28 protein-coding genes are annotated in these 24,436 nt (G+C 36.4%); 8 read left to right on the top strand and 20 right to left on the bottom strand.

The genetic code is table 11. The annotated features are described in order from the left end of the window. Positions 1-45: 45 nt before the first annotated feature. Positions 46-270 (bottom strand): DUF2922 domain-containing protein, encoded by a 225-nt coding sequence (locus MOK21_RS01015; protein ID WP_249071972.1) that lies wholly within the window; start codon positions 268-270, stop codon positions 46-48. A gap of 12 nt (positions 271-282) precedes the next feature. After that, positions 283-498: a DUF1659 domain-containing protein gene (locus MOK21_RS01010; RefSeq protein ID WP_249071969.1), complete on the bottom strand. Its 216-nt coding sequence runs from the start codon at positions 496-498 to the stop codon at positions 283-285. Positions 499-618: 120 nt separating this feature from the next. Here MOK21_RS01010 and MOK21_RS01005 point away from each other — a divergent pair, with 120 nt between their 5' ends. After that, positions 619-1,047, top strand: a complete 429-nt coding sequence (locus MOK21_RS01005) for a DUF2621 domain-containing protein (protein WP_249071968.1) — start codon at positions 619-621, stop codon at positions 1,045-1,047. A 113-nt stretch (positions 1,048-1,160) separates the two neighbouring features. On the opposite strand, the gene MOK21_RS01000 is transcribed toward MOK21_RS01005, so the two are convergent. Together MOK21_RS01000 and MOK21_RS00995 are read right to left on the bottom strand one after the other, a co-directional pair. Further along, on the bottom strand, positions 1,161-2,327 hold the full coding sequence (locus MOK21_RS01000; protein WP_249071966.1) for an ABC transporter permease: 1,167 nt from the start codon (positions 2,325-2,327) through the stop codon (positions 1,161-1,163). After that, positions 2,311-3,063 carry an ABC transporter ATP-binding protein gene (locus MOK21_RS00995; protein ID WP_249071964.1) on the bottom strand — a complete coding sequence of 251 codons (753 nt, stop codon included), beginning with the start codon at positions 3,061-3,063 and terminating at the stop codon, positions 2,311-2,313. Before MOK21_RS00995 ends, MOK21_RS01000 begins: the two co-directional genes overlap by 17 nt. A 177-nt stretch (positions 3,064-3,240) precedes the next feature. Between MOK21_RS00995 and MOK21_RS00990 the strand changes: the two genes are divergently transcribed. Both MOK21_RS00990 and MOK21_RS00985 read left to right on the top strand, forming a co-directional pair. Continuing rightward, positions 3,241-3,939 (top strand): LytR/AlgR family response regulator transcription factor, encoded by a 699-nt coding sequence (locus MOK21_RS00990; protein ID WP_249071963.1) that lies wholly within the window; start codon positions 3,241-3,243, stop codon positions 3,937-3,939. Between the two features lie 14 nt (positions 3,940-3,953). Continuing rightward, on the top strand, positions 3,954-4,904 hold the full coding sequence (locus MOK21_RS00985; RefSeq protein ID WP_249071961.1) for a sensor histidine kinase: 951 nt from the start codon (positions 3,954-3,956) through the stop codon (positions 4,902-4,904). Here the strand turns inward: MOK21_RS00985 and MOK21_RS00980 are convergent. The 5 genes from MOK21_RS00980 to MOK21_RS00965 all read right to left on the bottom strand — a co-directional run bounded on the left by MOK21_RS00980 (position 4,870) and on the right by MOK21_RS00965 (position 6,963). Beyond that, positions 4,870-5,112, bottom strand: a complete 243-nt coding sequence (locus MOK21_RS00980; RefSeq protein ID WP_249071959.1) for a hypothetical protein — start codon at positions 5,110-5,112, stop codon at positions 4,870-4,872. The genes MOK21_RS00985 and MOK21_RS00980 overlap by 35 nt on opposite strands. Before the next feature lie 2 nt (positions 5,113-5,114). Beyond that, positions 5,115-5,249: a hypothetical protein gene (locus MOK21_RS23665; RefSeq protein WP_283164561.1), complete on the bottom strand. Its 135-nt coding sequence runs from the start codon at positions 5,247-5,249 to the stop codon at positions 5,115-5,117. Positions 5,250-5,311: 62 nt separating this feature from the next. After that, the gene (locus MOK21_RS00975) at positions 5,312-5,809 is read right to left on the bottom strand and encodes a CcdC family protein (RefSeq protein WP_249071957.1); all 498 of its coding nucleotides are present in this window, start codon (positions 5,807-5,809) and stop codon (positions 5,312-5,314) included. A gap of 22 nt (positions 5,810-5,831) precedes the next feature. After that, complete coding sequence (locus tag MOK21_RS00970; RefSeq protein WP_249071955.1) at positions 5,832-6,200, bottom strand: response regulator; 369 nt, start codon at positions 6,198-6,200, stop codon at positions 5,832-5,834. Between the two features lie 52 nt (positions 6,201-6,252). Continuing rightward, positions 6,253-6,963, bottom strand: a complete 711-nt coding sequence (locus MOK21_RS00965; RefSeq protein WP_249071953.1) for a cytochrome c biogenesis CcdA family protein — start codon at positions 6,961-6,963, stop codon at positions 6,253-6,255. Between the two features lie 528 nt (positions 6,964-7,491). Between MOK21_RS00965 and MOK21_RS00960 the strand changes: the two genes are divergently transcribed. From MOK21_RS00960 to MOK21_RS00945, 4 genes are all read left to right on the top strand, one after another. Further along, complete coding sequence (locus tag MOK21_RS00960; RefSeq protein ID WP_283164560.1) at positions 7,492-8,217, top strand: FadR/GntR family transcriptional regulator; 726 nt, start codon at positions 7,492-7,494, stop codon at positions 8,215-8,217. Between the two features lie 199 nt (positions 8,218-8,416). Continuing rightward, positions 8,417-9,130 (top strand): (Fe-S)-binding protein, encoded by a 714-nt coding sequence (locus MOK21_RS00955; RefSeq protein WP_249071950.1) that lies wholly within the window; start codon positions 8,417-8,419, stop codon positions 9,128-9,130. 123 nt (positions 9,131-9,253) lie between these two features. Beyond that, entirely contained in the window at positions 9,254-10,681 is a 1,428-nt protein-coding gene (locus MOK21_RS00950; RefSeq protein ID WP_249071949.1) for a LutB/LldF family L-lactate oxidation iron-sulfur protein, read from the top strand. Beyond that, on the top strand, positions 10,681-11,397 hold the full coding sequence (locus MOK21_RS00945) for a LutC/YkgG family protein (RefSeq protein WP_283164559.1): 717 nt from the start codon (positions 10,681-10,683) through the stop codon (positions 11,395-11,397). Before MOK21_RS00950 ends, MOK21_RS00945 begins: the two co-directional genes overlap by 1 nt. A gap of 240 nt (positions 11,398-11,637) precedes the next feature. Here the strand turns inward: MOK21_RS00945 and MOK21_RS00940 are convergent, their stop codons facing one another. After that, the gene (locus MOK21_RS00940) at positions 11,638-12,924 is read right to left on the bottom strand and encodes an MFS transporter (RefSeq protein WP_249071948.1); all 1,287 of its coding nucleotides are present in this window, start codon (positions 12,922-12,924) and stop codon (positions 11,638-11,640) included. A 139-nt stretch (positions 12,925-13,063) separates the two neighbouring features. On the opposite strand from MOK21_RS00940, the gene MOK21_RS00935 reads away from it, so the two are divergent. Then, entirely contained in the window at positions 13,064-14,314 is a 1,251-nt protein-coding gene (locus MOK21_RS00935; RefSeq protein WP_249071946.1) for a helix-turn-helix domain-containing protein, read from the top strand. Between the two features lie 48 nt (positions 14,315-14,362). Here the strand turns inward: MOK21_RS00935 and MOK21_RS00930 are convergent, their stop codons facing one another. From MOK21_RS00930 to MOK21_RS00885, 10 genes are all read right to left on the bottom strand, one after another. Beyond that, positions 14,363-16,267 carry an endonuclease MutS2 gene (locus MOK21_RS00930; protein WP_249071944.1) on the bottom strand — a complete coding sequence of 635 codons (1,905 nt, stop codon included), beginning with the start codon at positions 16,265-16,267 and terminating at the stop codon, positions 14,363-14,365. Positions 16,268-16,695: 428 nt separating this feature from the next. Continuing rightward, the gene (locus tag MOK21_RS00925) at positions 16,696-17,085 is read right to left on the bottom strand and encodes a DUF302 domain-containing protein (RefSeq protein WP_249071942.1); all 390 of its coding nucleotides are present in this window, start codon (positions 17,083-17,085) and stop codon (positions 16,696-16,698) included. 129 nt (positions 17,086-17,214) lie between these two features. Next, positions 17,215-18,120, bottom strand: a complete 906-nt coding sequence (gene rarD, locus MOK21_RS00920; RefSeq protein ID WP_249071940.1) for an EamA family transporter RarD — start codon at positions 18,118-18,120, stop codon at positions 17,215-17,217. A 123-nt stretch (positions 18,121-18,243) separates the two neighbouring features. Continuing rightward, complete coding sequence (locus MOK21_RS00915; protein ID WP_249071938.1) at positions 18,244-18,777, bottom strand: hypothetical protein; 534 nt, start codon at positions 18,775-18,777, stop codon at positions 18,244-18,246. A 135-nt stretch (positions 18,778-18,912) separates the two neighbouring features. After that, complete coding sequence (locus tag MOK21_RS00910) at positions 18,913-20,085, bottom strand: toxic anion resistance protein (protein ID WP_249071936.1); 1,173 nt, start codon at positions 20,083-20,085, stop codon at positions 18,913-18,915. Positions 20,086-20,409: 324 nt separating this feature from the next. Further along, complete coding sequence (locus MOK21_RS00905) at positions 20,410-21,660, bottom strand: ABC transporter permease (protein ID WP_249071934.1); 1,251 nt, start codon at positions 21,658-21,660, stop codon at positions 20,410-20,412. Beyond that, entirely contained in the window at positions 21,638-22,543 is a 906-nt protein-coding gene (locus MOK21_RS00900; protein ID WP_249071932.1) for an ABC transporter ATP-binding protein, read from the bottom strand. The genes MOK21_RS00905 and MOK21_RS00900 overlap by 23 nt, the downstream gene beginning before the upstream one ends. A gap of 11 nt (positions 22,544-22,554) precedes the next feature. Beyond that, positions 22,555-23,085 (bottom strand): DUF2812 domain-containing protein, encoded by a 531-nt coding sequence (locus MOK21_RS00895; RefSeq protein ID WP_249071930.1) that lies wholly within the window; start codon positions 23,083-23,085, stop codon positions 22,555-22,557. Between the two features lie 211 nt (positions 23,086-23,296). Beyond that, positions 23,297-23,836, bottom strand: a complete 540-nt coding sequence (locus MOK21_RS00890) for a DUF2812 domain-containing protein (protein WP_249071928.1) — start codon at positions 23,834-23,836, stop codon at positions 23,297-23,299. Next, positions 23,829-24,152: a PadR family transcriptional regulator gene (locus tag MOK21_RS00885; protein ID WP_249071926.1), complete on the bottom strand. Its 324-nt coding sequence runs from the start codon at positions 24,150-24,152 to the stop codon at positions 23,829-23,831. Before MOK21_RS00885 ends, MOK21_RS00890 begins: the two co-directional genes overlap by 8 nt. Between the last annotated feature and the right edge of the window lie 284 nt (positions 24,153-24,436).

Here is a 24,436-nt window from a genome sequence, read left to right as displayed (position 1 = left end):
CTGAAAATGGTCCTTGCAGTACATTCTGCAAAGACCATTCCATGATTATTCGATCCCTAAATCAAATTCTGTTACTTGTCGGTCAACGATACGAGCTCCGCTCATCGCAACTAGAGTGCCAGCTTGTCCATCAAAAACGTTTTTAGCGATCATTTTTTTCATTACCTTCTGAATGTCTTCTGTTGTTAATTTTGGCTTCGGCGCATCAATAGAAAATGTGGCCTTTTTCCCTGCTGATGTTTCAAATTGTAGCTCTAAAACTTGTGTCATAACTTTCCCTCCTTAGGATAATTCTGTTGTTTCTAGTTTTACTATACTGTCTAGTGCGTGTGAAGATAGACTTGCAATGGCATATGCTACCTCTACTAAATCCTCTGCCGTATGCGAGCCGTTTAAATTGCGGTACGTCTTTGTTGTGAACATGGGCTCGTTTTGTGCATTGTGCCTATCGACATACTTTAAGCGCAGTGTAGCGCCTACAAAATTGACTTTTGCCATGAGGGTCACCTCCTTTCTACACAATATATACCGACTAGTTGCTAAAAAAGGGACATTTAGGATGAATTTTTTTATGGAAGCTTTTATAATAGAGTGAGAGAAGACAAAGAGGTGAACGATTTGTTAAGTGGTTGGTTTTTATGGTTTATCCTATTTTGGGTAGTTGTACTCATTTCATTTATGGGGATTGGCGGGTTTTTTATGTTCCGCAAATTTTTAAAGGCATTACCGAAACAGGACGGTAAATCTGATTTAGATTGGCAGGAGTATTATTTAGATAAAACCATTCATTTATGGGGACAACCTGAAAAAGAGCTTTTATATGAGCTTGTAAGCCCTGTACCTGAGCTATTTAGACAAGTAGCGAAGGAAAAAATAGCGGGTAAAATTGGCGAGCTTGCTTTAGAAGAAAAAGCACCTGCCATTAGCCAAGAATTGATTATTCGCGGCTATATTCAAGCAACGCCTAAACGCGACCATAAATTTTTACGTAAAAAATTAGATGAAATGCAAATTGACATCGCTCCATATGAACATCTATTTGAATGAAGAAACGCTGCACACTGTTTTTGTGCAGCGTTTTTCCGCTATATACATGTTTACTAATGCTTCGGGGTAACTTTTCATTACATAAATTGCCCATAAGCATTACTTTTCTTTATCTATGAATTCATTACCCATCGATCTTTCATAAACAAAATCCGACAGATGATAAAGATGATTAAAGTTAAAGTAAGATTACTTATAAATGTAATAGCAATATGATCAAACTGAACAATTCCAAAAAGTAACTCTTTAAATATCGTAAATAAATTGACAATTGGAATAGCAAAATGCACAATTTCTAATTCATTAATGCCTAAACCCATAATGTACATTGCAGGGAGTATTACAAGCATTAAAAACGGTGTGCTATAAGTTTGGGCCTCCTTAACGGTTTTTGCTAAAATACTTGTCAACATTAAGAAGGATGCACATACTGAAGCATAAACAACTGCTGTCAAAATAGCTGTTATTAAGACAATATACGTTGCTTCTCCTAATGAAATAGCGGCTTTTAAATCTGTTGTAAATAAGACGATCTCGCTGACAACCACGATTAATGTGATAATTCCTGTAAGTGATGCGATAGTTGTAGTCGTCAGCCATTTTGCCATTAATAACGTAGAACGTTTTACAGGAGTCATTAAAATAGCCTCCATCGTTTTACGCTCCTTTTCTCCTGCAAACAAATCTCCCGCTGATGGACCTGCTCCCATGCCAACTGCTACCGCCAAAATTAAAGGGATTAAATAAGCAATCATCGCCAATGAAAAATCTCCCTCAATTGTTTCCTCATAAGCAATAGAAAACGGCTCCATAATAGAAGCATCAATCTGAAGTTGTTGTAATCGTTCACTAATGATTGTTTTTTCATAATCCGATAATGCACTTTCTATATTGGACATAACAATCCCGGAATTTTGACTAAGTACATCTCCAATGATTGTAATTTCCATCGTATCATTACTTTTTTCAACTTCCGTAACACTTCTACTAAATTCAAGCCCAATAATTGCACGCCCATCTATAACTGCACTTTTAGGATCGTTTACTTCTATAAATTCGAGATTTTTATAGTTTGCAAATATATCTCTATCGGCTTCGTCAAATGGTTGTTTAACAGCAACTGTATACACTTCATTTTTCCCATGTGAAGCAAACTGCTCTAAAACAAAAACAAAGCATGTCATAAGCACAATCGGTAAAACAACTGTTAATAATAGTGTTCGGCGATCACGAAAACAGTCTTTCAATTCTTTAAGATAAATATTAAATAGCATAGTCATCTTCACCTCTTACTAATTTACTCATAAAGATAAAATTCAAATCTCGGCTGCTTTCTTGCTCATACAACTGTTCAAGTGATCCGTGATAAACCAATTCGCCTTTATGAATCATTGCAACGGCATCACAAAGCATAGATACTTCCTCCACAATATGACTAGAGAATATAATTGTTTTTCCTTCCCTTTTTAGCTGATGAACAAGCTGTCTAAATACATTTGAGGAAGTGATATCGAGACCCGTCGTTGGCTCATCAAATAATATTATTTGTGGATTGTGTACAAGGGTACGTGCAATAGCAACCTTTTGACGCATGCCCTTTGAAAAACTTCCTACCTTACGATCCATATAGTCTCTCATTCCAAACATTTTTGAAAGTTCATCAATTCGTACTTTTGTTTCATGCTTGCCAAGTCCATATAACATTGCAAAATATTCGAGATTTTCGCGTGCGGTAAATCGGTCATATAATCCCGTCTCACTCCCGAAAAGCACACCAATCTTTTTTTGAATTTCTGCTGACTGTTTTACCGTATCAAATCCTCCAACTAGGACCTGACCAGTTGTGGGATCTAATAATGTTGCAATTGTACGCAACAAAGTCGTCTTTCCGGCGCCATTTTCACCAAGTAACCCTAATACCTCTCCTTGCTTCACCTCAAACGATACATGCTTCAAAGCCGTGACATATTTCTTTTTATCTTTGAACTGCTTCGTTACTTCTTGTATTTGAATCATTGTCTCACCTCATTCAATTTTCTTAGCTTAATCTTACATAGCAAAACTAGGGGTGTCTGCCATTATGTCGCGAATATACCTTTTTATGTCGCGAATCGGTAAAATTGTAGAAAAACAATAAAAATAATCTGTTATGATAGTAAAGAAATAATATTTATTTTGCTGAAGGTGTTAAATATGAAAATTGGTATAGTAGATGATCGTCAAATAGATTTAGATAAAATTCATGGCATTATTTCTTCAGTAGAGGATGTTGAAATTATCTTTTCTACAACATCAGCGGAGGAAGCTTATGAACAAATTAAGAAACAGTCCATTGACCTATTAATTGCAGATATAGAAATGCCTCATTTATCCGGTTATGAACTAGCTGATATCATACATTCGCATGCTTTAAATATTACAGTCATTTTTGTCACTGCTAATAGCGGCTACGCAGTTCACGCATTTGAATTACAAGTTCATGATTATATAATGAAGCCATATTCGAGAGAACGTTTAATACAATCCATTGAACGATTAATGGAAAAAAATAAAAAATCTGAAATAACTGGACGCCTATATTTAAAGAAAAAGAACAATATTCACATTGTCCAAAAAAAGGATATTATTTTTATTGAACGATCTGGTCGTTCTACAACGATACATACAAAAACGGGTCCGATAACAACCTACCAGACACTAAATGAACTTGAAGGGGAACTACGAGAACGAGATTTTCTTAGATCACATCGCTCATTTATTATCAATATACATTTTGTTACAAACTTCTCCCTGTATGCTAAGAACTCGTACATGGTGTCATTTGAAGGAATCGAAGAAAAAGCTATGATTACAAAAGAAAACGTTGATTTTTTACAGAAACATTATTTTTGAGGTGGTGGTTTAATTTGTCCCAAATTAGCACTATTTTATATTTCACTTTATTTTTAATCATTCATGTACAAGCACAAATTACATTTTTTCAGCTTTCTATTCCAATTTATTTGATAGCTTTAGTCGTTCTAATTATCGTATTTTTGCTTAGAGATCGCCTTGCATCACCACAGTTGTTCTTTTGTATGATTCAAGGAATTGTGTGTAGTATCTATTTCTTAGTAGCCCCTTCCGCTATATATCTAGTTGCAATAGTTCTTTTTCTTTTATTGGAATGGTATCGAAGAAAAGAGTCGAGGAATAATAAATCGCTACAAGTAACTTTACATCAAATTCAGACCCAACAAAGTCAAGTTAATGAGACTTTTAGAGTTGTTCGCCAGGAACGGCACGATTTTTTAAAACATGTAGCAGCCTTACACTTTTTAATGGAAAAGAACGATTATCTTGCAGCTAAGGATTATTTACATCAACTTGTGGAAGGTTACGAGGAAACAAATCTCTCTATTAAGGGAGAACGGGGAGTTATAGCAGGCATTTTACACGACAAGTATAAACATGCAAAAGCATCAAATATAACAATCCTCTATGATTTAGACACCCCCTGCTCACAACTACCTATAGCAGATACACATCTCGTTGCATTACTCGGCAACATACTAACCAATAGTATTGAAGCCTGTCAAGAATGGCAAGTACTAAATCAAGACAAGGGCACTATTAGTTTACAGCTTTATAAACGAAGTGGTTTATACATTTTGATTTGTAAAAACAGCACAATCCCACTGCCTACAAACATCGTAGATTCTTTATTTGACCGCTCTGGGCTAACAACAAAGCAGGAGCACGAAGGCCTAGGTACAACGATTATTAAAGATATAGTCCAAAAATATAATGGTTTCTTAGACTTCACTTATAAAGATGAGGAATTTACACTAAAGCTAAAATTTCCTGCAGTTCATTAAAAGCTATTTCTATAAAAATGGACATGTAAAAAGAATTCTGTACGGTAAAAGTACAGGATTCTTTTATTATTCGTTCGCTTTTGTTTTTCTTTCCGTCGCTCTGACTTCTATCCTTCACTTTGGCTCTTTCTTCCGTCGCTTTTGCCTTTCTTTCCGTCACTCGGCCGACTCTTTCCGTCGTTCCGGCAATACTATCCGTCGCTCTCATTTCTATCCTTCACTTTGACCTCTTTCATCCTTCACTTTGACTCTACCATCCTTCGCTTTGGCTACCCTTTCCGTCACTCGGACGATTCTATCCATCGCTTCGCCAACTTCATCCGTCGCTCGACCTACTCTATCCATCAACAAAACCACGCGCACATAAAAAAACTACACTAGATTAAATCTCTAGTGTAGTTTCTCCACTACATATTCTTCAGCGGAATTGTTTTTTTGATTTTTATAAATTGAATAAGCATTGCGATTCGCCAAGGGAGTAACATAGCGAACGCTAAAATCCAAAACATTCCTGCTAATTCACCAACGTCTATCGAGCTACTTAATATCATTTTTGCGATTACACGGAACACTAATAGTCCGACTAATATAAAAACGAACGCTTTTGAACGTTTTAAATAAATATCTTGACCTTTTACTTCAAACTTAGAAGTGGCAATTAAGATTGTTGAGAACACCACGCCGACTGCAGCCGCTTCAAGGATTTGCATGGGCGGTACTCTAAATTGTTCAAATAAAAACATTAACGCACCTGTAGACATTGCAATAGGTGGAATGATAATTTTCTTCTCATTGGTAGGTTTCTTAGATGCTCGCATACGTAAAACCATGACAAAGGTACCCATAAAAATGGCCATTATGGTAGAACCTATTACATAATATTGAGAAGGGATATTGCTAAACATAAAAATTCCTCCTCTAATGTCATTAACAATTTTGTCCAAGTAATTGATCAACGACAGCTTTTAATCTTTCTGGCTCAAAAGGTTTTGTCATAAAATCCTTTGCACCACTTTCAATTGCTTCCACGATTAACTTCTGTTGTCCTAAAGCTGTAATCATTATTATTTTTGCATCTGGAAATTCAGGAATGATTTCTTTTACTGCTGCAATACCTGTCATAACTGGCATTGTTACATCCATCGTTACAAGATCGGGTTGTAACTCACGATACATAGCCACAGCTTCTTTCCCATTTGCTGCTTTGCCGACTACTTCATAACCCCACTCAGTAAACATATTACTTATTGCAACACGCATAAAGAGCGTATCATCCACTACTAAAACTGTAGGCATATGTTCATCTCCCTCCACGTTAAAGTACGGTATGCCCATTTAGTTTAGCAGATTAGAAGCCCTTAAATCCACCAAAAATAGGCTCTAATATACGCGTAATATAACTTAATCCATCAAAGAACAGTAAAATACCTACGACAATCATAATATAACCGCCGATTTTCACAATTTTTTGGCTATGTGTACGAATCCAAGTCATACGTGCTATAAAGAACGATAACACGAAGAATGGAATCGCAAAACCTAAATAATAAGCTAACATATAGCTAAATCCTGCTGTTGGATTTGCACTTGCTAAAGCAATGATCGAAGCTAAAATTGGACCTGTACACGGCGTCCAGCCAGCAGCAAAGGCTATTCCGATTAATACCGATCCTAAATAACCAGATGGTCGGTTTTTAAATTGGAATTTTCGGTCCTTCATTAAAAAGTCTATTTGTAGTAATCCTACAATCATTAAACCAAATACTACGATTAAAATGGCTCCAACCTGACGTAATAATGTTTTATAATTAAGGAAGAACTCTGCTGCTAATGATGCACTTAGACCAATTAAAATAAAGATGATTGAAAATCCTAGTAAAAAGAAGAGGGTGTGCAAAATTGCACGCTTTTGCATCATACCTCGTTCCGATTTTAGCTCATCTAGTGACATACCTGTTATGTATGATAAAAATGCTGGATACAGCGGTAGCGTACATGGTGAAATAAAGCTTAAAAACCCTGCACCTAAAGCTAAAAATACGTTAATATCAGTTTGCATATTTCCTCACTCGCTCCTTACAGTTACTGTCTCCATCGTACCAAAAATCATTGTAAATTGCGCCCTTCCTGTTTGTGAACGTTTCATGGCAAAAAGGTGTTGAAAAAGTGAAGTTCCATCATACTATTAAACAAAATTTAATTTTCATACCTTATGACATCAAAGTGTATTTGTTAATGTACTTTTGCATTATGCGCCCCCTCGTTTTATCTGTCAATAAAATTCACTATAATTCTGCACAGCTTTATATAGAGGATCTTATATTAAATATCAGCTTTGCGGATTACCGTTTTTATACATTCGATTAAATTCGAATAGCCTGATTTCTGCTACGGGCTACAATCAGTATATTTTAGCAAAATACCAACAAAAAATACTTTTATTACTTAATCATAAACCAATTTTTTTATTAACAAACCTGATTAAATGTAATACCTTTTTTATTTACTAAATTATTAGTAAATAACTTTTCTTCATGTATAATAAAAAACAATAGAACCATTGATAGAGATAAATGAGGTGTAGTCCTTGGAATTAAGAAAAATTAAACCAAAAAAAATATATGAGGAAGTGTCTGAAATCCTCTATGAAAAAATTAGAGCTGGCGAACTGAAGCCTGGTGACCGACTTGATTCAGTAGAACAGCTTGCTGAACAATTACAGGTAAGCAGATCTGCCATCCGAGAAGCTCTTTCCGCTTTAAAAGCAATGGGGCTTATTGAAATTAAACAAGGCTCAGGCACATTTGTTAAAAGTAATCAAACCAAACAGCTCGATTTCCCCTTATCGACTGCCATTTTAACAAATAAGCAAGATATCTCACATTTGTTAGAAGTACGCAAAATTATAGAAGTAGGCGCAGCGGCTAGCGCAGCCTTTCATCGAACTGAAGAAGACTTACAGTCAATGATGCAAATTTTAGATGAAATGAAACGTGTACAAGGTGATGGAGAGCTAGGGGAAAAAGTGGATTTCCAATTTCACACGGCCATTTCTACAGCGTCTCAAAACCCCCTACTCGCAACGATATTAGACCAGGTTTCAGGCTTAATGATCGAAACGATGAGAGAAACACGTCGAATATGGTTGTACTCTAAAAAAACTACAAGCGAAAAGCTATATGATGAACATATGCAAATTTTCCTCGCGATAAAACAGCAAAATGAAGAGCTTGCAAAACATGCTATGGCTTCGCATTTAAGTAATGTGGAGAATGTCTTATTGCAATATTTTGAAACAACTAAAACTTTATAATAAACAGTAGCTGCCTAGTTTTGAATAGGCGGCTTTTTACTTCTTTCAGCCCCGAAGTATAATTAATTTTTCGAAAATTTCAAATAAACACCTTTCATTCTTCCGAAAAGTTGTAGTATGATAAAAACAATATATTTACTTCCAAAGTCATCTGATGACCTGTTGATTTATCTATTTGAGGAAAAAGGAGCGATTATGAATGAAAGTAACACTTTTTGCGACTTGTTTAGTTGATATGTTTCAAGGTGATGTAGGAAAGGCTGTTGTTGAGGTTCTTGAAAGGCTCGGGTGTGACCTAGACTTTCCTGAACATCAAATTTGCTGTGGGCAGCCTGCGTACAATAGTGGCTATGTAAAAGAGTCCCAAAATGCTATGAAGAAAATGATAACAGCCTTTGAACATGCTGAATACGTCGTCTCCCCTTCTGGTTCCTGCGCCTATATGTTTAAAGAATATCCAGAAGTATTTCGGGGTGATCCTGTTTGGGAGCCAAAAGCGCAAGCATTGGCAGATAAAACATATGAATTTACAGAGTTTATAGTAGATGTATTGAAGGTCGAGGATGTAGGTGCCCATTTAGAGGGTAAGGCTACCTATCATACCTCCTGTCATATGACACGTTTACTTGGAGTTACTGAAGCACCGTTAAAATTATTAAATCAGGTTAAAGGCTTGCAGTATGTCGAACTCCCAGGAAAAGATCGGTGCTGTGGATTTGGCGGAACGTTTTCAGTAAAAATGGGCAATATTTCAGGAGAAATGGTCAATGAGAAAGTACAGAATGTTGAAGAAACAAGGGCAGATATTTTAATCGGAGCTGATGCTGGTTGCTTAATGAATATTGGTGGTCGCATTACTCGGCAAGGTAAACCTATTAAAGTCATGCATATTGCTGAAGTATTAAATAGCTGATCCATAATCGTGTCCGGAGTCGGCTTTGTGCGCAAAAGCGAAGCGATTTTTAGGCTAACATTAAGAAATCCTTGCCGGTTCCGTGACATCTGCTGAAAGAAGCTAAAAGGGGGTAAATGAAATATGTCTATGAAAACAAGTAATGAACGCTTTCATCATCGAGTAGCGAAAGAATTAGAAAATACATTTATGCGCGGAGCTGTGTCGAGCGCACAGGAACGCCTTCAGACACGTCGGCTAGAACAGGCTGATGAGCTCGGACATTGGGAGGAATGGCGTTCGCACGGTGAAGAAATTCGAAAGCATGTGCTTGCGAACTTAGATTATTACTTATACCAGCTAAGTGAAAATGTTTCAAAAAGAGGTGGGCATGTTTACTTTGCCCAAACTGCGAAAGAAGCGACAGACTATATTCAAAGTATCGCGAAAAATAAAAACGCCACTAAAATTGTGAAATCAAAATCTATGGTAACGGAGGAAATTGATCTAAACGCCGCTTTAGAAAAACTCGGATGCCAAGTCATAGAAACAGATCTTGGAGAGTACATTTTGCAAGTAGATGATCACGAGCCACCCTCTCATATCGTTGCTCCAGCTTTACATAAAAATAAGGAGCAGATTCGTGATATTTTCAAAGAAAAACAAGGCTATGAGAAAAGTGAAGAGCCAGAGGAATTAGCTTTATATGTACGTCAAAAATTAAGGAATGAATATTTAACAGCCGACATAGGCATTACAGGCTGTAACTTTGCTATTGCAGAGAGCGGCTCGATTACACTTGTGACAAATGAAGGGAACGCAGATTTAGTAACAGCCTTGCCCAAAACACAAATTACGGTAATGGGGATGGAAAGAATTGTTCCTACATTTGAAGAGATGGAAGTCTTAGTAAGCTTATTAACGAGAAGTGCAGTTGGCCAAAAGCTAACAAGCTATATTACAACGTTAACGGGGATCAAAGATGAAGGTGACACAGATGGACCAGAGGATTTCCATTTAGTTATCGTCGATAATGGACGTTCTGCTATCTTAGGTAGTGAATTCCAGCCTATTTTACAATGTATCCGCTGTGCAGCCTGTGTTAACGCTTGCCCTGTTTATCGACATGTTGGTGGGCATTCGTATGGCTCTATCTATTCTGGGCCAGTAGGTGTTGTTCTTTCGCCATTATTAGGTGGCTATGAGGATTTCAAAGAGTTACCATATGCCTCCACTTTATGTGGTGCCTGCACGGATGCTTGTCCTGTCAAAATACCGTTACATCAGCTTATCCATAGACATCGACAAGTAATTGTTGAAAACGAAGGCAAAGCTCCTGTATCAGAAAAGCTTTTAATGAAGGCCTTCGGTTTAGGTGCTTCCTCCCCTACCCTATATAAAATGGCGACAAAAGTGGCTTCACCAGCCATGGCTCCATTTACGAAAGATCAGAAAATTTCAAATGGCCCTGGCCCATTAAAGGCTTGGACGGAAGCAAGGGATTTTCCAGCTCCCAATAAAAATCATTTCCGCGACTGGTTTAAACACCGCCAACAAGGAGGCGATGAATAATGACAGGTACTATTGAAAATAGAGATGTATTTTTAGCAAACATTGCGAAACAACTTGGACGTGCACCAAGAACAGAAATAGCACGACCAACATGGCAATATCATCCACAAGATCGTGTCCTAAAAGAAGCGACAAAAGATGAGTTAGTAAAGGTTTTAGCTGCTCAATGCAAAAATATTCATACGGATATTGTCATTTCAAATACAGCTAATCTTCCTACAGATTTACAAAAAGTAGTTGAGTATTATGGAGGCCAATCAGTTATAACATGGAAAGATGAGCGTTTTAAGAGCTATGGACTCTCCCCATTGATGACCGAGCAATGGCCACAAGCAAATATTCAGCTGCACGAATGGGACTCCGAGCGGCCAGAGGAAAATATTCGACAGGCCGAAAAAGCGAACATCGGCATTACGATAAGTGAAATAACATTAGCAGAATCAGCAACTGCTGTACTTTTTAGTAGTAAAGATAAAGGTAGATCCGTTAGCTTTTTACCAAAGAACTCTATTATTTTAATCCCTAAAAGTACGATTGTTCCAAGGATGACGCAAGCAGCCCGCTTAATTAGCGAAAAAGTTAGAAGTGGCGAGCAAATCGCTTCCTGCATCAACTTTATAACTGGACCAAGTAATTCGGCAGATATCGAAATGATTCTTATTGTTGGTGTACATGGGCCCATTCACGCAACTTATATTGTGATTGAGGATCAGTAAATCAATTTCGCTTGGCATTCGCTGCATTGATTTGTTACTGAAAACAAACCAGGCATACTTCAGTGCTGAAGGCATGCCTGGTTTTATTTTTTAAACGTTAAAACTAGTGAAATTCGCTGGTGGATGGCTCCGAATCGCTGATAAATTTGCCACCATCGCTGATAACTTTCATAAATCGCTGATAAAACTGCCTTTTTCGCTGATAAATCTCATCTCGTTATTAATACCTTTAGCGAGCCATCAATTTGTTACACTCTTTGATACTATCTTTTGTTCATAAAACTCTGGATGTGCTTCTTTTAAGACCGATGTTCGCAGCATAACTAATGATATCGTTACGATAATTACACTTGTGACAAGTAAAATAATTGTGGCTGGGAATGAATCGTACAAGATGCCGTAAACGACCATTCCGATCGGCATCATTGACATTGCCATTGTTTCCATTAATCCCAATACACGTCCACGGTATTCTTCTGAAATTAGCTTTTGCATATAAACCATAATCGGCATATTAATTCCCATCTCAAAAATAGCGAAAATAAAGTAAATTACCAGATAAAAGATAACAACGGTTACATAGGATAAATTTGTTACTAATGGGACAACCGCCAGCCCTAAACTGCTAGCCAACAGCAATAAGCTGAATTTAGAAAAACGTAGTGGTGCCTTTACCTCTGCCCTTGTTGCGAAATAGATGGAAGCAACAAGCATGCCTACCGCACCCGAAGCCTCAATAAAACCAAAATGAGTTGATTTTACTTTTAATAATTCAATAATTATATATGTCCCCCCTACAACGATGGCAGAGAAAAACAAATTAATCCATAATGAAATCCACATGATTGTTTTAACTACTTTTTGTTGCTTTATATAATGAAAACCACTAGCAAGACCAGCCCACATTTTTTCCTTTTCTACAGTCTGTTCCCTAGTACTATAGAGAGTAAAATTCATTGTCGCTTCTAAGCAAAATGCAATCATATAGGCCACCATATGTACAAGTAAAAAAGCTTCCATGGAGAAAAATCCATACATCATTCCCCCGATTACTGGCCCTCCAATAGCTGCTAATGACACTGACATTTGATTGAATGACAGTGCTTTTTGTAGGCGTTCCGGATCTACTAGTGTTGCGATTGAGGAAGTAAATGTTACACCCGAAAAGGCAGCGCATATTGTATTAAAAACGGTTGCCATATAAATAGCATAGACCGACAAACCGACCATTTCTGTATAGAGTAGTAACCCAGCAACGGTTAATATTGTACCTGCTTGCGCGAATAAAATTGTGCGTTTCTTTGAATAATTATCTGCTACATAACCTGCCAGAGGTGCGACCAAGGCACGAGGCAAAATCGAACATATCATGGTTGTCGCAAAACTCATCGCTGACCCTGTTAGTGCCAAAATATATAAACCTATCCCAAATGACAATACATGGGAACCTAGCAACGAAATCATTTTACTAGCTGTAAATGTCCATAAATGATAAGTTGCCTTTTTATATTTTTGCGCTTCATTCATCAAAAATCCCTCCATTTTTTTAACTAAGTTAAAAAGTTTAATTTAATTAAACAAAATATAACATAGCCCCCACTTCCCTCGCAAGTGAAAGTTTAATATAATTAAACAAAGAACATGTTTTAAAAAAGGAGGCGAGGCAATGGACTCTTTAGGTACACGAATTCGTAAATTAAGGAAGGAACAAAAGTTAACATTGGAGGCACTTGCCGGTGATCGTCTAACAAAAGGTATGTTAAGTCAAATTGAAAATGATAAGGCCAAGCCTTCGATGGAAAGTCTTGATTATATAGCGGAACGTTTAGGCGTCAAAGCAAGTGAATTGCTTGAACAAGTAACCTCCTCTTCCATACGTCATCTTTTAGAGCAGGTAGAGATTTTATTTGCGGAATTAAAACTAGGTCATACAGATCATGTACAGCAAATCGTAGAGATGATTAAGCCTTATGTAGAAGATCTTTCACTTAGTTATGAGGCAGGGCGTTTACTGTATATATATGCAGCAGCACAACATCATGCGAAATTAACGACATGGGAATCACCGCTTCAACAGGCACGCTTTATGTTTAAAGAAATTAATTTACTAAGCCATTGGTTTGAAACTTATATATTTGAGTCGGGCATATTATCGGAAGAAAGAAACTACAAAATGGCTTATTCTTGTATTTTGCAGGCGAAAGAAGAGGCTGAGCAGGAAAAGTACCAATTAGATTCGCGAGATACTGTGAAAATGGCTTATTATATTAGCATTTTTCAGTTAGCAATTGGTGAATATAAAGAAGGAAAACAGCTTATTTATGAGACCATTACCAATGCACATAAAAATCAATTTTATTCTTATATAGATGATATGTATCGTATTGGGGCGTTTTGTGCCATGATTGACCATGATTTCGAGCAAGTGGAACATATGCTGAATAAGCTTGAGCAGTATCGGATATTTGCCGAACAAGTGAGCGTGGATGCTTTGATTTTCGTATTAAGGGCGCATTATTATAACAATTACACGCACGATTATCAGCAGGCACTAGAGGAAATAGAGCGTTTTGGTTCGCTTATGCATAATAATTCGGTTATTTTCGAAAAAAACTTTTACTATTCGGAAAAAGGAAAGTCCTTATATTTACTAGGTCACTATGAAGAAGCTAAGGAAGCATTTGAACATTTTACAAACGTTCCCCCATTCGTCTTACATCCATTTGACATATTAAGCTTAAATGAGTGCTTTTCCTACAAAGCTCTTTGCTATGCACAATTCGGTGAGCTAACAACTGCCTACGAAATCGCCAAAATGACCTATAAGGATTCTCAGGATTTAATTGATCTACCTTATAAACAAAAAATTGAAGAAACTTATTTTTCAATTAAAGCGCAAATAAATTCGGTTCAATAAATCAAAGGGATTGCACATTAACATTTATGTGCAATCCCTTTTAGGATTTTAGCTTGATTTATCTCTCTTCATTTCCTTCCGAATCTTGCGAAGAGCTTTTTTCGAACCGCGCTCTATATCATGCTGCAGTTTCCGATCTTTATAGTCCACAAACAATGTTTCTAAATCATATCCTTCTGGGTATAATTCTGTTGCCGGTAGCTCTAATGCCAATCGTTTAACATTTACCTTTATGAATTCTCCCTCACAAAACACGTCAATATTATAGAAATTATCCATTTCTTGATAAACAATTCCAACGTCATCATGATCTAACAGCTTCACACGATCGCCCTTTTTATATTCATACTTAACTTTGGTTCTCTCTTGCTCAATCTTAACCTTCCTAATTTTACTGTCATTTACTCGTTCTAAACGATAATCCTTATTGTCAATATAGCCTTTCGCTCTTTGTAATACGGTTTCACGTATATTCATTTTCTTAGAAATCCATAATGCATTACTTTCTCCAGATGTTCCGATCACTAATTTATATAACGGCTCTAATGTTTCTCTATTAAAACGCATTGCCGCATTCATAAAATCACTGTGCATTTCAGAGAAACGCTTAATTTCCCCATAGTGAGTTGTCGCCACTGTCATACAGCCCATATGATAAAACTCCTCTAAAATAGAAATGGCCAGTGCCGCTCCTTCATTTGGTTCCGTGCCACTTCCTATTTCATCAAATAACAAAAGCGTATTATTATTGGATGCCCTCATAATGTCTGAAAGATTTTTCATATGGGATGAAAACGTACTAAGTGCATTTTCAATACTTTGATTATCACCGATGTCTACAAAAATATGATCAAATATAGCTATTTCAGTACCTTTATCTGCAACAATATGGAAGCCTGACATTGTTGCTAATGTTAACAAGCCAATTGTTTTTAGGACGACGGTTTTACCACCGGCATTTGGTCCTGTAATAATTAAGCTGCGATAGTCTTTACCGATTTCAAAATGAAGCGGCACCGCCTCACCTGTTAACAGTGGGTGTTTACAATTGATGAGCTTCACATAGCCAACATCATTTAAACTTGGTTCTACGCCGCCAATATGCTTGCTGAACTTGGCTTTAGCAAACACCATATCATATTGGCTAATTAACTCCATGTTGATGTTGATTTCACGGATATGTTCCATTAGGAGCCCCGATAATGTCGCCAAAATCTGATATTCCTCCATCGCTTCCTCTGCCTGCAAAGTGGCCAATTCCACGTTAAATTTAGCGACCGTACTTGGTTCCATAAAGACCGTTGCACCTTTAGATGAAATCTCTACTACCGTCCCTTGCACATGATTTTTATAGGAAGCCTTAATAGGAATTGTGTAGCGATCATCCTTTTTACTAATAAAGAATTCCTGAATATATGTTTTATTGGCACTATTATTTAAAAATTTTGCTAAGCGCTCTTTAATTTTTTCCTCTGTTGTTTCCATATGATTGCGGATACGCTTTAACTCCCTACTAGCAGCTGAATCCACACGATTTGCTTTTATAGCAAAGTTTATTTCCTCTTCTACACGTTTAAATTCAGACATCGAATTAGCATAAGATGCAAGTACTGGTGCAAAAAATTCCTTTTCCAGCATAAATTTTTTAATTTTTCTACAGCCTCTTAAAAAGTCAGAGATGCTCACTAATTCACTAGGGTCTAAAATAATGCCCTTTTCAAGTTTTTTAATAGTATTGTCAATATTGGATACCCCTAAAAACGGGACATGCCCTTCAGCATCTAAAATTGTTCGTGCCTCTGTCGTTTCATTTAAGCGATTTTTAACAACCGTCAAATTTGAGCTCGGCGTTAATTTATCTAATAACTGTTTACCTAATCCACTAACACAATAGGATTTAACGATATCTTTCAATTCATTGTATTGTAATTTCTCAAAAGTAGTATGATTCATTTTAAATTCTCCTCACGATGATTTTCCATAATCATTCATGAAGATACCTACTCATTAGATATCAACGATGTTCTATTCAATTAAAAAAGCTGCGGGAGAACCCACAGCTTTTACATTACAAGGCAAGTGTAAAAACATCACGAAAAAAACCTCATCAAAATGAAGTACATTCAGAGCATTACACGCTTTATAAAGTATTGTAGGTATCTTCATAGGTATTGAAATAAATCCACGACTAAATAAGGGGTCACTTTATGACGTAAATCCCCCGTCGTCATTCAATTTATTTCATTAAGTTGTTCCTATTTAGAACCTACCGCACTCATCAAAAGCACCTCTCATTACTTTATAATTTTCATCATTGCTATCTAATTGATTGTCATAATATTACTATATGCTGGCAGAAAAGTAAAGTTGCTTACTATTCATCATTTGCTTTTCTCTAATACATCAATTAAAACCTTTTCAATTTTTTCAGCAATTAATTTTAATTCGGGGTCATTTAACAAACCTATCATAGCAGTTGGTTTTGGAAGTCCTATTTTCGTTTCCCCAGCATCTTCATAAACCGTTATCTTACACGGTAGAAAGTATCCGACTAATGCATTATGACCAAGTACCTTCGCAGCTTCTACTGGATTACAGACCTCGAGAATTCTATAAGGCATTTTAAAACTATCTACGCCCTTTTTATGCAACGTTTCAGTCAAGTTGAGCTCCCACAAAACGCCAAATTTATGTTCTTTTAAATGTATTGCTATAGCTGAGATTGTTTCTTCAATCGTTTTAGTTGTTTTGACTGTATAGTGAAAATCCATATAGTTTCTCCTCTTTCATTGTAAACGAAATTCATTTGTGACATTTTACATGTGAGTTAAAGATAGAATTGCCTAATTTTTATGGATTATACGAAAAGGACCTGTAGAAAATTCCTACAAGTCCCTTTTTTAGGCAGATTTATGTTGAGCCCTTCTCGTTTCAATGATTTTCGAGCCTGAAAACAGTAGTAAGGCTGCCCAAATAATGCTAAATGCCAATAGCTCTATTTCACTAAATGGTTCCTTATAAAGCACGATCCCTAAAACTAACACAATCGTTGGCGATACGTATTGAATAAAGCCTAATAAATAAAGCGGAATATTTTGCGCACCTTTCGCAAATAAAATTAACGGTACTGCTGTCACGATCCCACTTACAATCATGAGGGTGTCCGTCTTCACATCAACATGTAAAAACGAGGCTTGATTCGTCATAAAAAGGTAAACATAATAGCCTAATGCAAACGGTAGAATAAATAACGTTTCAATGACTAGACCTCTTGTCGCGTCAAGCTTAATTTTCTTTTTCAGAACACCGTAAATGGCGAAGGATAAAGCAATAAGCAGTGCTACCCATGGAATTGAACCATAATTAATCGTTAAAATAATGACAGCAATAAAGGCAATTCCGGTAGCCGCCCATTGCGCGCGACTAAGTGCTTCTTTAAAGAACACAACCCCAAAAATCACTGACAATAAAGGATTAATATAATAGCCTAAGCTCGTTTCTATTAAGTGGTTATGAGTAACTGCCCAAATATATAAAAACCAGTTCATTGAAATAACAAATGAAGCCCCAACAAGTTGCCAAAAATGCTTTTGATGTGACCACAAATATTTTAAGTCTGCCAGAAGTTCTTTGCGCATTCCAAATACTATAACCGCTAGTACTGTAAAGACAAAGGACCAAATGACGCGCGATAGTAAAATTTCCATACTTGGCACATGCTCAAGTAATTTCCAATAAAGCGGAAATGCACCCCACAAAGCATAGGCTAAAAAAGCCGCCAAGACCCCTTTTTTCTCATTTGACATTGCCTCTAACTCTCCTACTCCATATGAATCTATACGACCTTGCGCAATATTACCATTTAAAGAATAGACTAATTATAGGACTTTGTTCGAAAACTGTAAATGCTAAATTTCATTAAATTGACATTAAACTCTATTTTCAGATTCAAGTTCAGAAATATAGTTACGTACCATGCTATAACTGATGTCAGGATTAATTTGACGTTTAATACGAATGTGAATTTCTTTAATACCAACACCTTGCTCTCGCATATCACGAATCATCGATTTTAGTGGAACTGACAGAGAATCCTTCGACAAAGTAGTATGTTTACTTAATTCAATTAATAACTCTGTATTTTGTTGGCGAAGCTCCTTCAGCTCTCCTATTACACAATTATATTCTGTTAACTTTTTTAGCAAGACCGCATTTTGCAGCTTCATTTTTTGCATTTCATCTACAAGCTGTTCATTTTGTTTCTTTACATTTTTTCGCTCCTGCTCCAAAACATGATGCTTTTCATCTAAATTTTTATGTAAAGCATTATATAACCCTTCTATATGTGTCAATTCTTGATAGCGACTTTGCGGTAACAGCATAAGTATTTCAGTCATATCAATAGCAAGTGTTCCATCTTTTAACGTTTCACACGATAATGTAGTTTGATTTATTTTGTTCATCGACTTACCTTCACTCCATCACTAATTAATTTGTGTAATGGCATACTTTGTTCAACATTTTTAATTATCATCTGAATTTCTTTTTTGTCAATAAAAAAAAGCTTCTTGCGAAAACAGATGCAAGAAGCTTTACGATTACATTTTTTTCAGTTTCTCGTATTCAAGCTGAAGACGTTCAATACGTTTTCGGCCTTCCTCACGATTTTTAGCAGTTTCTGCTTGAATTTGCTTCGTTTCTTGAATACCAGACATAATCGTTTGCCATGTCGTTTCAATTGTTTCGATTTTAATGCTTGGGCTACCAGCCGCACGCGCAATATTAACACTATTTTTGCTAATATTCTCTGCATTTCGTACAAGCATTTCATTCGTACGACGATCTAATTCAACCATTGAATCAGAAATTAGCTTTTGGCGCTTTAATGTTACCGCGTGAATAAGACCTTGTTTGAATATAGGAACGGTCGTCACAAAAGCAGAATTAATTTTAGCAATTAAATGGTTATTACCTTGCTGCATTAATCGAATTTGTGGGGCTGACTGGAATGAAACTTGCTGCGCCATCTCTAAGTCATAACGACGTTGTTCTAGTAAATCAACGGCACGTAGCATCGTTTCGTATTCCATTGCCGCTAACTGATCACCCGTTTGTGCTTTTTGTTCCAGTTCCGGTAATGATGAACGAACTTCATCTGTTTTTACTTCAATTGCTGCAATAAACTTACTTAAAGTTTGGAAGTAATTCAAGTTTTGATCATATAAGTTTTCAAGATCAACTGTATTACGTTTCATTTCACCTTCGTACTTTTGTACCTCACGGAAAATGACATCTACTTCCTTATTCATGCTGTCATATTTGGATAGAAACTTTTCTAATTGTTCCTTCCCTTTACTGAACAGCTTAGTAAGAAAGCCACCTTTTTTGTCCTCTGCGAAATCTTGAGGATCAAATTTATCCATAATTCTATTTAAATTATTTAATAATACACTTGATTCCTCAAGCTTACTTGTTTTCATTGTTGCTAGCATTTTATCTGAAAAAGTAGAAATACCATTCGCTGTTTCTTTTCCAAGTTCCAGCATGGCAATTTGATCTTTTACATCAATTTTTTGTGCTAACGCATGGACCTCAGGATCTTGCTTTAATGCAAGTTGATTTTGAGCAATTTGTGATAGCTCTTGCTCTGAAACAAGTACTGGTTTTTGCTTTTGCTCTTGCTCCTGTAATAATGGATTAGGCTGTAGTAATGGATTTTCTGATGCGAATGGATCCTTTGATTTTAATAGGTCGTTATCAAATTCAGACATAAAGTTTTACCCCCTGCGATTTATCTCTTTTATTACATACGATTCCAAGCTGAAAAAGTTTCATTTTAGTCAAGCCTTGCAAAAGAAGAGTCACTAATTATAAGAAAACCTACGTGATTCTCCAACCTGGCATGACGTTGATCGGTGATTTCTTTAATCAAGTCTCAATCCTTGCTTGACGAGCCAAACTTCACTCTCTATGTTAAATTATAGCTTGTTTCATTAGGAAATTCGACTGAATCCACGAAATACTTTACACCCTTTTCTATAATTGGTATATCACAACCAAAAAAGCAGCTACTCAATGTAGCTGCTTTTCCTCTATCATGTTGTCACTTTTAGTACTGTCTTAATTTTTTGAATAACGCCACCAGAACTATAAGTTAAAACGCTGCGTTTATAGAATGATATGCTGAATAGATATGCCACAATAATTGTAGCGATTAAAACGCCTAACGATAAAAGTGGTACCGTTACGCCTATATCAGTAGCCCCAATACGCATCGGCATGATCATTCCAGAGGTAAATGGAATATAAGAGAATACCTTAATAATCATTGTATCTGGGTTACCCATTCCTGAAATCATAACATAGAAACCTATTAATGTAATCATCATGGCTGGCATTAATACTTGACCCGCTTCTTCCACTTTAGACACTAAAGAACCGAATAATGCTCCGACAATTAAATAAAGAATAATTGTTAACAGTAGGAATAGAATGGCATATATCACGTAACCTATTGATAATTCTTTAACAACGCTTGCTGCTATATCCCAAATGAAACCATTCTTCACAAATTTCGCATAGATTAGGAAGACTACTGTAATAATACCCATCTGTGTTAATGCCAGTAATAGTACACCAGCAATTTTTGCTTTAAAATGGGTAGCTGGTTTAACACTTACTAGTAGCATTTCCATTGCACGAGAACCTTTTTCAGTAGCAATTTCCGTTGTAATCATAGATAGGAATGTAGAAATAAAGAAATAAATTAAAATACCCACTGCATAAGAGACAAATAGTCCTGATTGTTTTTCCTCTGCGCTTTTACCACCAGAAGATTCTGTATTTAAGTTTTTATCCGTGATAATCGTTTTCGCATCCATAATTTGAGCTGCTTGGTCAGGCGTTAATGATAACTGTTGTACAGCATAGTTTTGGCCTGCAAGTTGCAGGATCGAATTGATCGCACCTTGATCATTTAATTTCAACGGAGTGAAAGTGGCAATTTCAGCATGTAGCTGACCCTTTTCATCTGTTATTTTAACAATCGCATCTAATTTTTCGTCTTTGACCTTTTTCTCTAGCTCTGATATATTCGATTCATTTTGTATAAATTCCATATCACCATTCGATACAAAGAGACCGCTTAAATCAGCTGTTGTTTCGTTGACAATTGCAATTTGTTGCGCATGATCATCACCTGTAAAAAGCTCTTTAATATCTGACCAGAAAACTGCAACGGACATCCCAAGTATATAAATGACTGTCATTACAACAAAGGATTTTGATTTGATTTTTGATTTATAAAGCTGCTTCATTAATAAATTAAACTTCGACAACGTTGCCACCTACCTTATCTTTAAAGATTTCATCTAACGATAAATAATCTAAGCTGAATTTTTCTATATATTTACCATTGGACAGCTTCTCGAAAATGCTTTGTGCATAGCTTTCATCCTCCAGAGTGAGCACGGTTTGCTCTTTCTCCACCCGAACATCTTTAACTCCTTCAAGTGCCAACAATTGAGTTGTCGACCACTCAGAACGTACTGCCAATCTTGTTTTTCCGTATTGTTTCTTTAAATCTAGTAGACTACCTGAAAATAGTGAAACTCCTCGTTTTAATAGACAAAGATGATCGCATAACTCCTCTACATTATCCATTTGGTGACTTGAGAACAAAATCGTTGTGCCCTGTTCTTTTAAATGTAATATTGCATCTTTCAGTAAATCCTTATTTACAGGATCAAGTCCACTGAATGGTTCGTCTAGTATTAAAAACTGCGGTTTATGAATAAAGCTAGCAATCAGTTGAACTTTTTGCTGATTCCCTTTTGACAACGTTTCAGCCTTATCTTTCCGTCTATCTTCAAGCTCAAATCGGCTAATCCAATAGTCAATCTCCTTCTTTAACTGCGACTTCTTCATGCCACGTAACTCGCCAAAGAAGTAAAGCTGATCCTCTACCTTCATCGTCGGAAAAATGCCTCGTTCTTCTGGTAAATAGCCAAGAACATCACGGTTGATGGCATTAACGGGTTTGCCATCCCATGTAATCGTGCCAGCCGTTGTCTCTTGTAAATCTAAAATCATACGGAACGTTGTTGTTTTACCAGCTCCGTTTTGCCCAATCAGCCCAAAAATCTCCCCTTTTTCAATGGTGAAATTTAAGTTGTCGACCGCTGTGAAATCTTTGTATTTCTTCGTAACACTCTCTAATTGTAATGTCATCTTTTGCCCTCCTACGCTTCAAATATATGTAATTCCCGTTGTAGTCCTTTTTTACGCCTTGCAACCTTCAAAATTTGCATACACACAATTATTACGACTACAAAATTTAAGATTGATACTCCTATGTTTAAGAATCTTTCTGTTGATTCTCCAAGCCCCATATAAAGATTGATAAACCCAAATAAAAGATTTAACAATATTGCGGCTATAAAAAGGCGGCTTATTGATGTTAAATATTTTATTTTCGAAGGATTATCTGAAAATAATTCAAATGGGCCTTCTGATTTCTTTTTGCGGTAATAAGCCCATACGCCAAATTTTGAAACAAACTCAATATTCATCGTCTCTAAAAAATCATAGTAGTCCTGCTTTTTACCTTTGACTAGTTCATTGCGATAAATATATTGACCAGGTTCCCCTTTTTCAAAAATAAAGTATCCAACCATTGTACGCTTTAGATACCAACCTTGTTCCGCCATATCATTAACCCATGCTTCTTCCTTCTCATAATCAAGAAAACAACGATATACTCTTTTCTCCATAAAGTTCCACCTCCCATCTACATCTTATAAAATTGATGTGAACTCCTGGTTAAATATGAGCCTTCATAGTAATGTAGCAATTTCTCCGTTGAATTATTTGATTTTTCTGATTTCCCGGAAAATAATTTCGAAGCAAATATTCATCCCATACTTATGAAATCTTTTATCAAACTTGGCAAATAAGCAACCAGTTTTTTATCTATCTCCAAAACTAATCTGTAAAAAGATCCAAATCCTTCTTCAAATTATTGCGCACACGCATAAGTTTTATTAATGGTATAGAAAATAACACGACCACAAGAATATTTGTGATATTCATTGATAATTTAATCCAGTCTATTGCCTGTACCGAAAGAATCCCACTCAGACCAATTACACCTATAATCAAATTTAGAAGGATGAGTGATAGTAGTAGGGAAATTTTTTGAGACAGCTTCCTAATTTTATTTTTCTTATCAGAGTAAAGTTCAAAAGGTCCATCATTTGCCGGCTTTCTAAAAAACACAAAATTTCCAGAACGATCTACCTGTTCAATTCCTGAGGACTTTAGAAATTCTAAGTATTCGTCTTCATATGAGGCACCACCAAATCGCTCCAATTCATCATGCCGATAAATATAGCTACCTGGCTCCCCACGTTCGAACGTAAAACGTATCCAAGTGAATTTTTTTAAATGCCAACCTTGGCTTGCCATATTATTGACCCATTTCTCAATATCATATGGGTTGACGACTAATCGATATTTATCCATTTGTTCCATCCTCCTTTGTTATACGGATGCCATTGTCAAAAAGTTCCCTTAATCTCAAAATTTCGTATCCAATAACTTTCTTTCCACTTTCAGTAATAATGTATTCCTTTTTTCGCCCATCTCCATCTAGCGCCTCAATCCAACCTCGCTCGAGTAATGTTTTAATTGCTCCATAAATCGTCCCCGCTCCTAGCCGAACCCGACCATTACTCATTTCCTCTACTAATTGCATGATGCCGTAACCATGCCTTGCATCAAATAAAGCTAATAAAATATAATAAACGCCTTCTGTTAATGGCGGATGCTCTTGCGTCATACATATCCCCCTTTTTGTATCGTCTATCAATATATCGTCAGCTGATACATTTAAAATATATCAGCTGACGATATAGTTGTCAATGCTATTTTTTCCATAAAAAGTTATAAGAGTTAGCACTATTTGGTTGTTTTTATTCACCTTGAGTGATTTTCATGTCGACCATAGCAGTTTTGAGTCTTACCTGAGCGATTCCCTTAGTCACCCGAGCGGTTCTGTGTCTTACCTGAGCGATTCCCTTAGCCACCCGAGCGATTCCCCTAGTCACCTGAGCGGTTCCGTGT

The sequence above is a fragment of the Lysinibacillus sp. BPa_S21 genome, from assembly GCF_023337795.1.
In the GTDB taxonomy this organism is placed as follows: Bacteria; Bacillota; Bacilli; order Bacillales_A; family Planococcaceae; genus Lysinibacillus.
The sequence above is the reverse complement of the archived record's forward strand: the minus strand, read 5'-3'. Positions and strand labels throughout refer to the sequence as shown.

Bases quoted from the DNA above. Each gene is read 5' to 3' on its own strand.
- MOK21_RS01015 (WP_249071972.1), bottom strand. From the start codon at position 270: ATGACACAAGTTTTAGAGCTACAATTTGAAACATCAGCAGGGAAAAAG.
- MOK21_RS01010 (WP_249071969.1), bottom strand. From the start codon at position 498: ATGGCAAAAGTCAATTTTGTAGGCGCTACACTGCGCTTAAAGTATGTC.
- MOK21_RS01000 (WP_249071966.1), bottom strand. From the start codon at position 2,327: ATGACTATGCTATTTAATATTTATCTTAAAGAATTGAAAGACTGTTTT.
- MOK21_RS00995 (WP_249071964.1), bottom strand. From the start codon at position 3,063: ATGATTCAAATACAAGAAGTAACGAAGCAGTTCAAAGATAAAAAGAAA.
- MOK21_RS00990 (WP_249071963.1), top strand. From the start codon at position 3,241: ATGAAAATTGGTATAGTAGATGATCGTCAAATAGATTTAGATAAAATT.
- MOK21_RS00980 (WP_249071959.1), bottom strand. From the start codon at position 5,112: ATGAGAGCGACGGATAGTATTGCCGGAACGACGGAAAGAGTCGGCCGA.
- MOK21_RS23665 (WP_283164561.1), bottom strand. From the start codon at position 5,249: ATGGATAGAGTAGGTCGAGCGACGGATGAAGTTGGCGAAGCGATGGAT.
- MOK21_RS00975 (WP_249071957.1), bottom strand. From the start codon at position 5,809: ATGTTTAGCAATATCCCTTCTCAATATTATGTAATAGGTTCTACCATA.
- MOK21_RS00970 (WP_249071955.1), bottom strand. From the start codon at position 6,200: ATGCCTACAGTTTTAGTAGTGGATGATACGCTCTTTATGCGTGTTGCA.
- MOK21_RS00965 (WP_249071953.1), bottom strand. From the start codon at position 6,963: ATGCAAACTGATATTAACGTATTTTTAGCTTTAGGTGCAGGGTTTTTA.
- MOK21_RS00955 (WP_249071950.1), top strand. From the start codon at position 8,417: ATGAAAGTAACACTTTTTGCGACTTGTTTAGTTGATATGTTTCAAGGT.
- MOK21_RS00950 (WP_249071949.1), top strand. From the start codon at position 9,254: ATGTCTATGAAAACAAGTAATGAACGCTTTCATCATCGAGTAGCGAAA.
- MOK21_RS00945 (WP_283164559.1), top strand. From the start codon at position 10,681: ATGACAGGTACTATTGAAAATAGAGATGTATTTTTAGCAAACATTGCG.
- MOK21_RS00940 (WP_249071948.1), bottom strand. From the start codon at position 12,924: ATGAATGAAGCGCAAAAATATAAAAAGGCAACTTATCATTTATGGACA.
- MOK21_RS00935 (WP_249071946.1), top strand. From the start codon at position 13,064: ATGGACTCTTTAGGTACACGAATTCGTAAATTAAGGAAGGAACAAAAG.
- MOK21_RS00930 (WP_249071944.1), bottom strand. From the start codon at position 16,267: ATGAATCATACTACTTTTGAGAAATTACAATACAATGAATTGAAAGAT.
- MOK21_RS00925 (WP_249071942.1), bottom strand. From the start codon at position 17,085: ATGGATTTTCACTATACAGTCAAAACAACTAAAACGATTGAAGAAACA.
- rarD (WP_249071940.1), bottom strand. From the start codon at position 18,120: ATGTCAAATGAGAAAAAAGGGGTCTTGGCGGCTTTTTTAGCCTATGCT.
- MOK21_RS00915 (WP_249071938.1), bottom strand. From the start codon at position 18,777: ATGAACAAAATAAATCAAACTACATTATCGTGTGAAACGTTAAAAGAT.
- MOK21_RS00910 (WP_249071936.1), bottom strand. From the start codon at position 20,085: ATGTCTGAATTTGATAACGACCTATTAAAATCAAAGGATCCATTCGCA.
- MOK21_RS00900 (WP_249071932.1), bottom strand. From the start codon at position 22,543: ATGACATTACAATTAGAGAGTGTTACGAAGAAATACAAAGATTTCACA.
- MOK21_RS00895 (WP_249071930.1), bottom strand. From the start codon at position 23,085: ATGGAGAAAAGAGTATATCGTTGTTTTCTTGATTATGAGAAGGAAGAA.
- MOK21_RS00890 (WP_249071928.1), bottom strand. From the start codon at position 23,836: ATGGATAAATATCGATTAGTCGTCAACCCATATGATATTGAGAAATGG.
- MOK21_RS00885 (WP_249071926.1), bottom strand. From the start codon at position 24,152: ATGACGCAAGAGCATCCGCCATTAACAGAAGGCGTTTATTATATTTTA.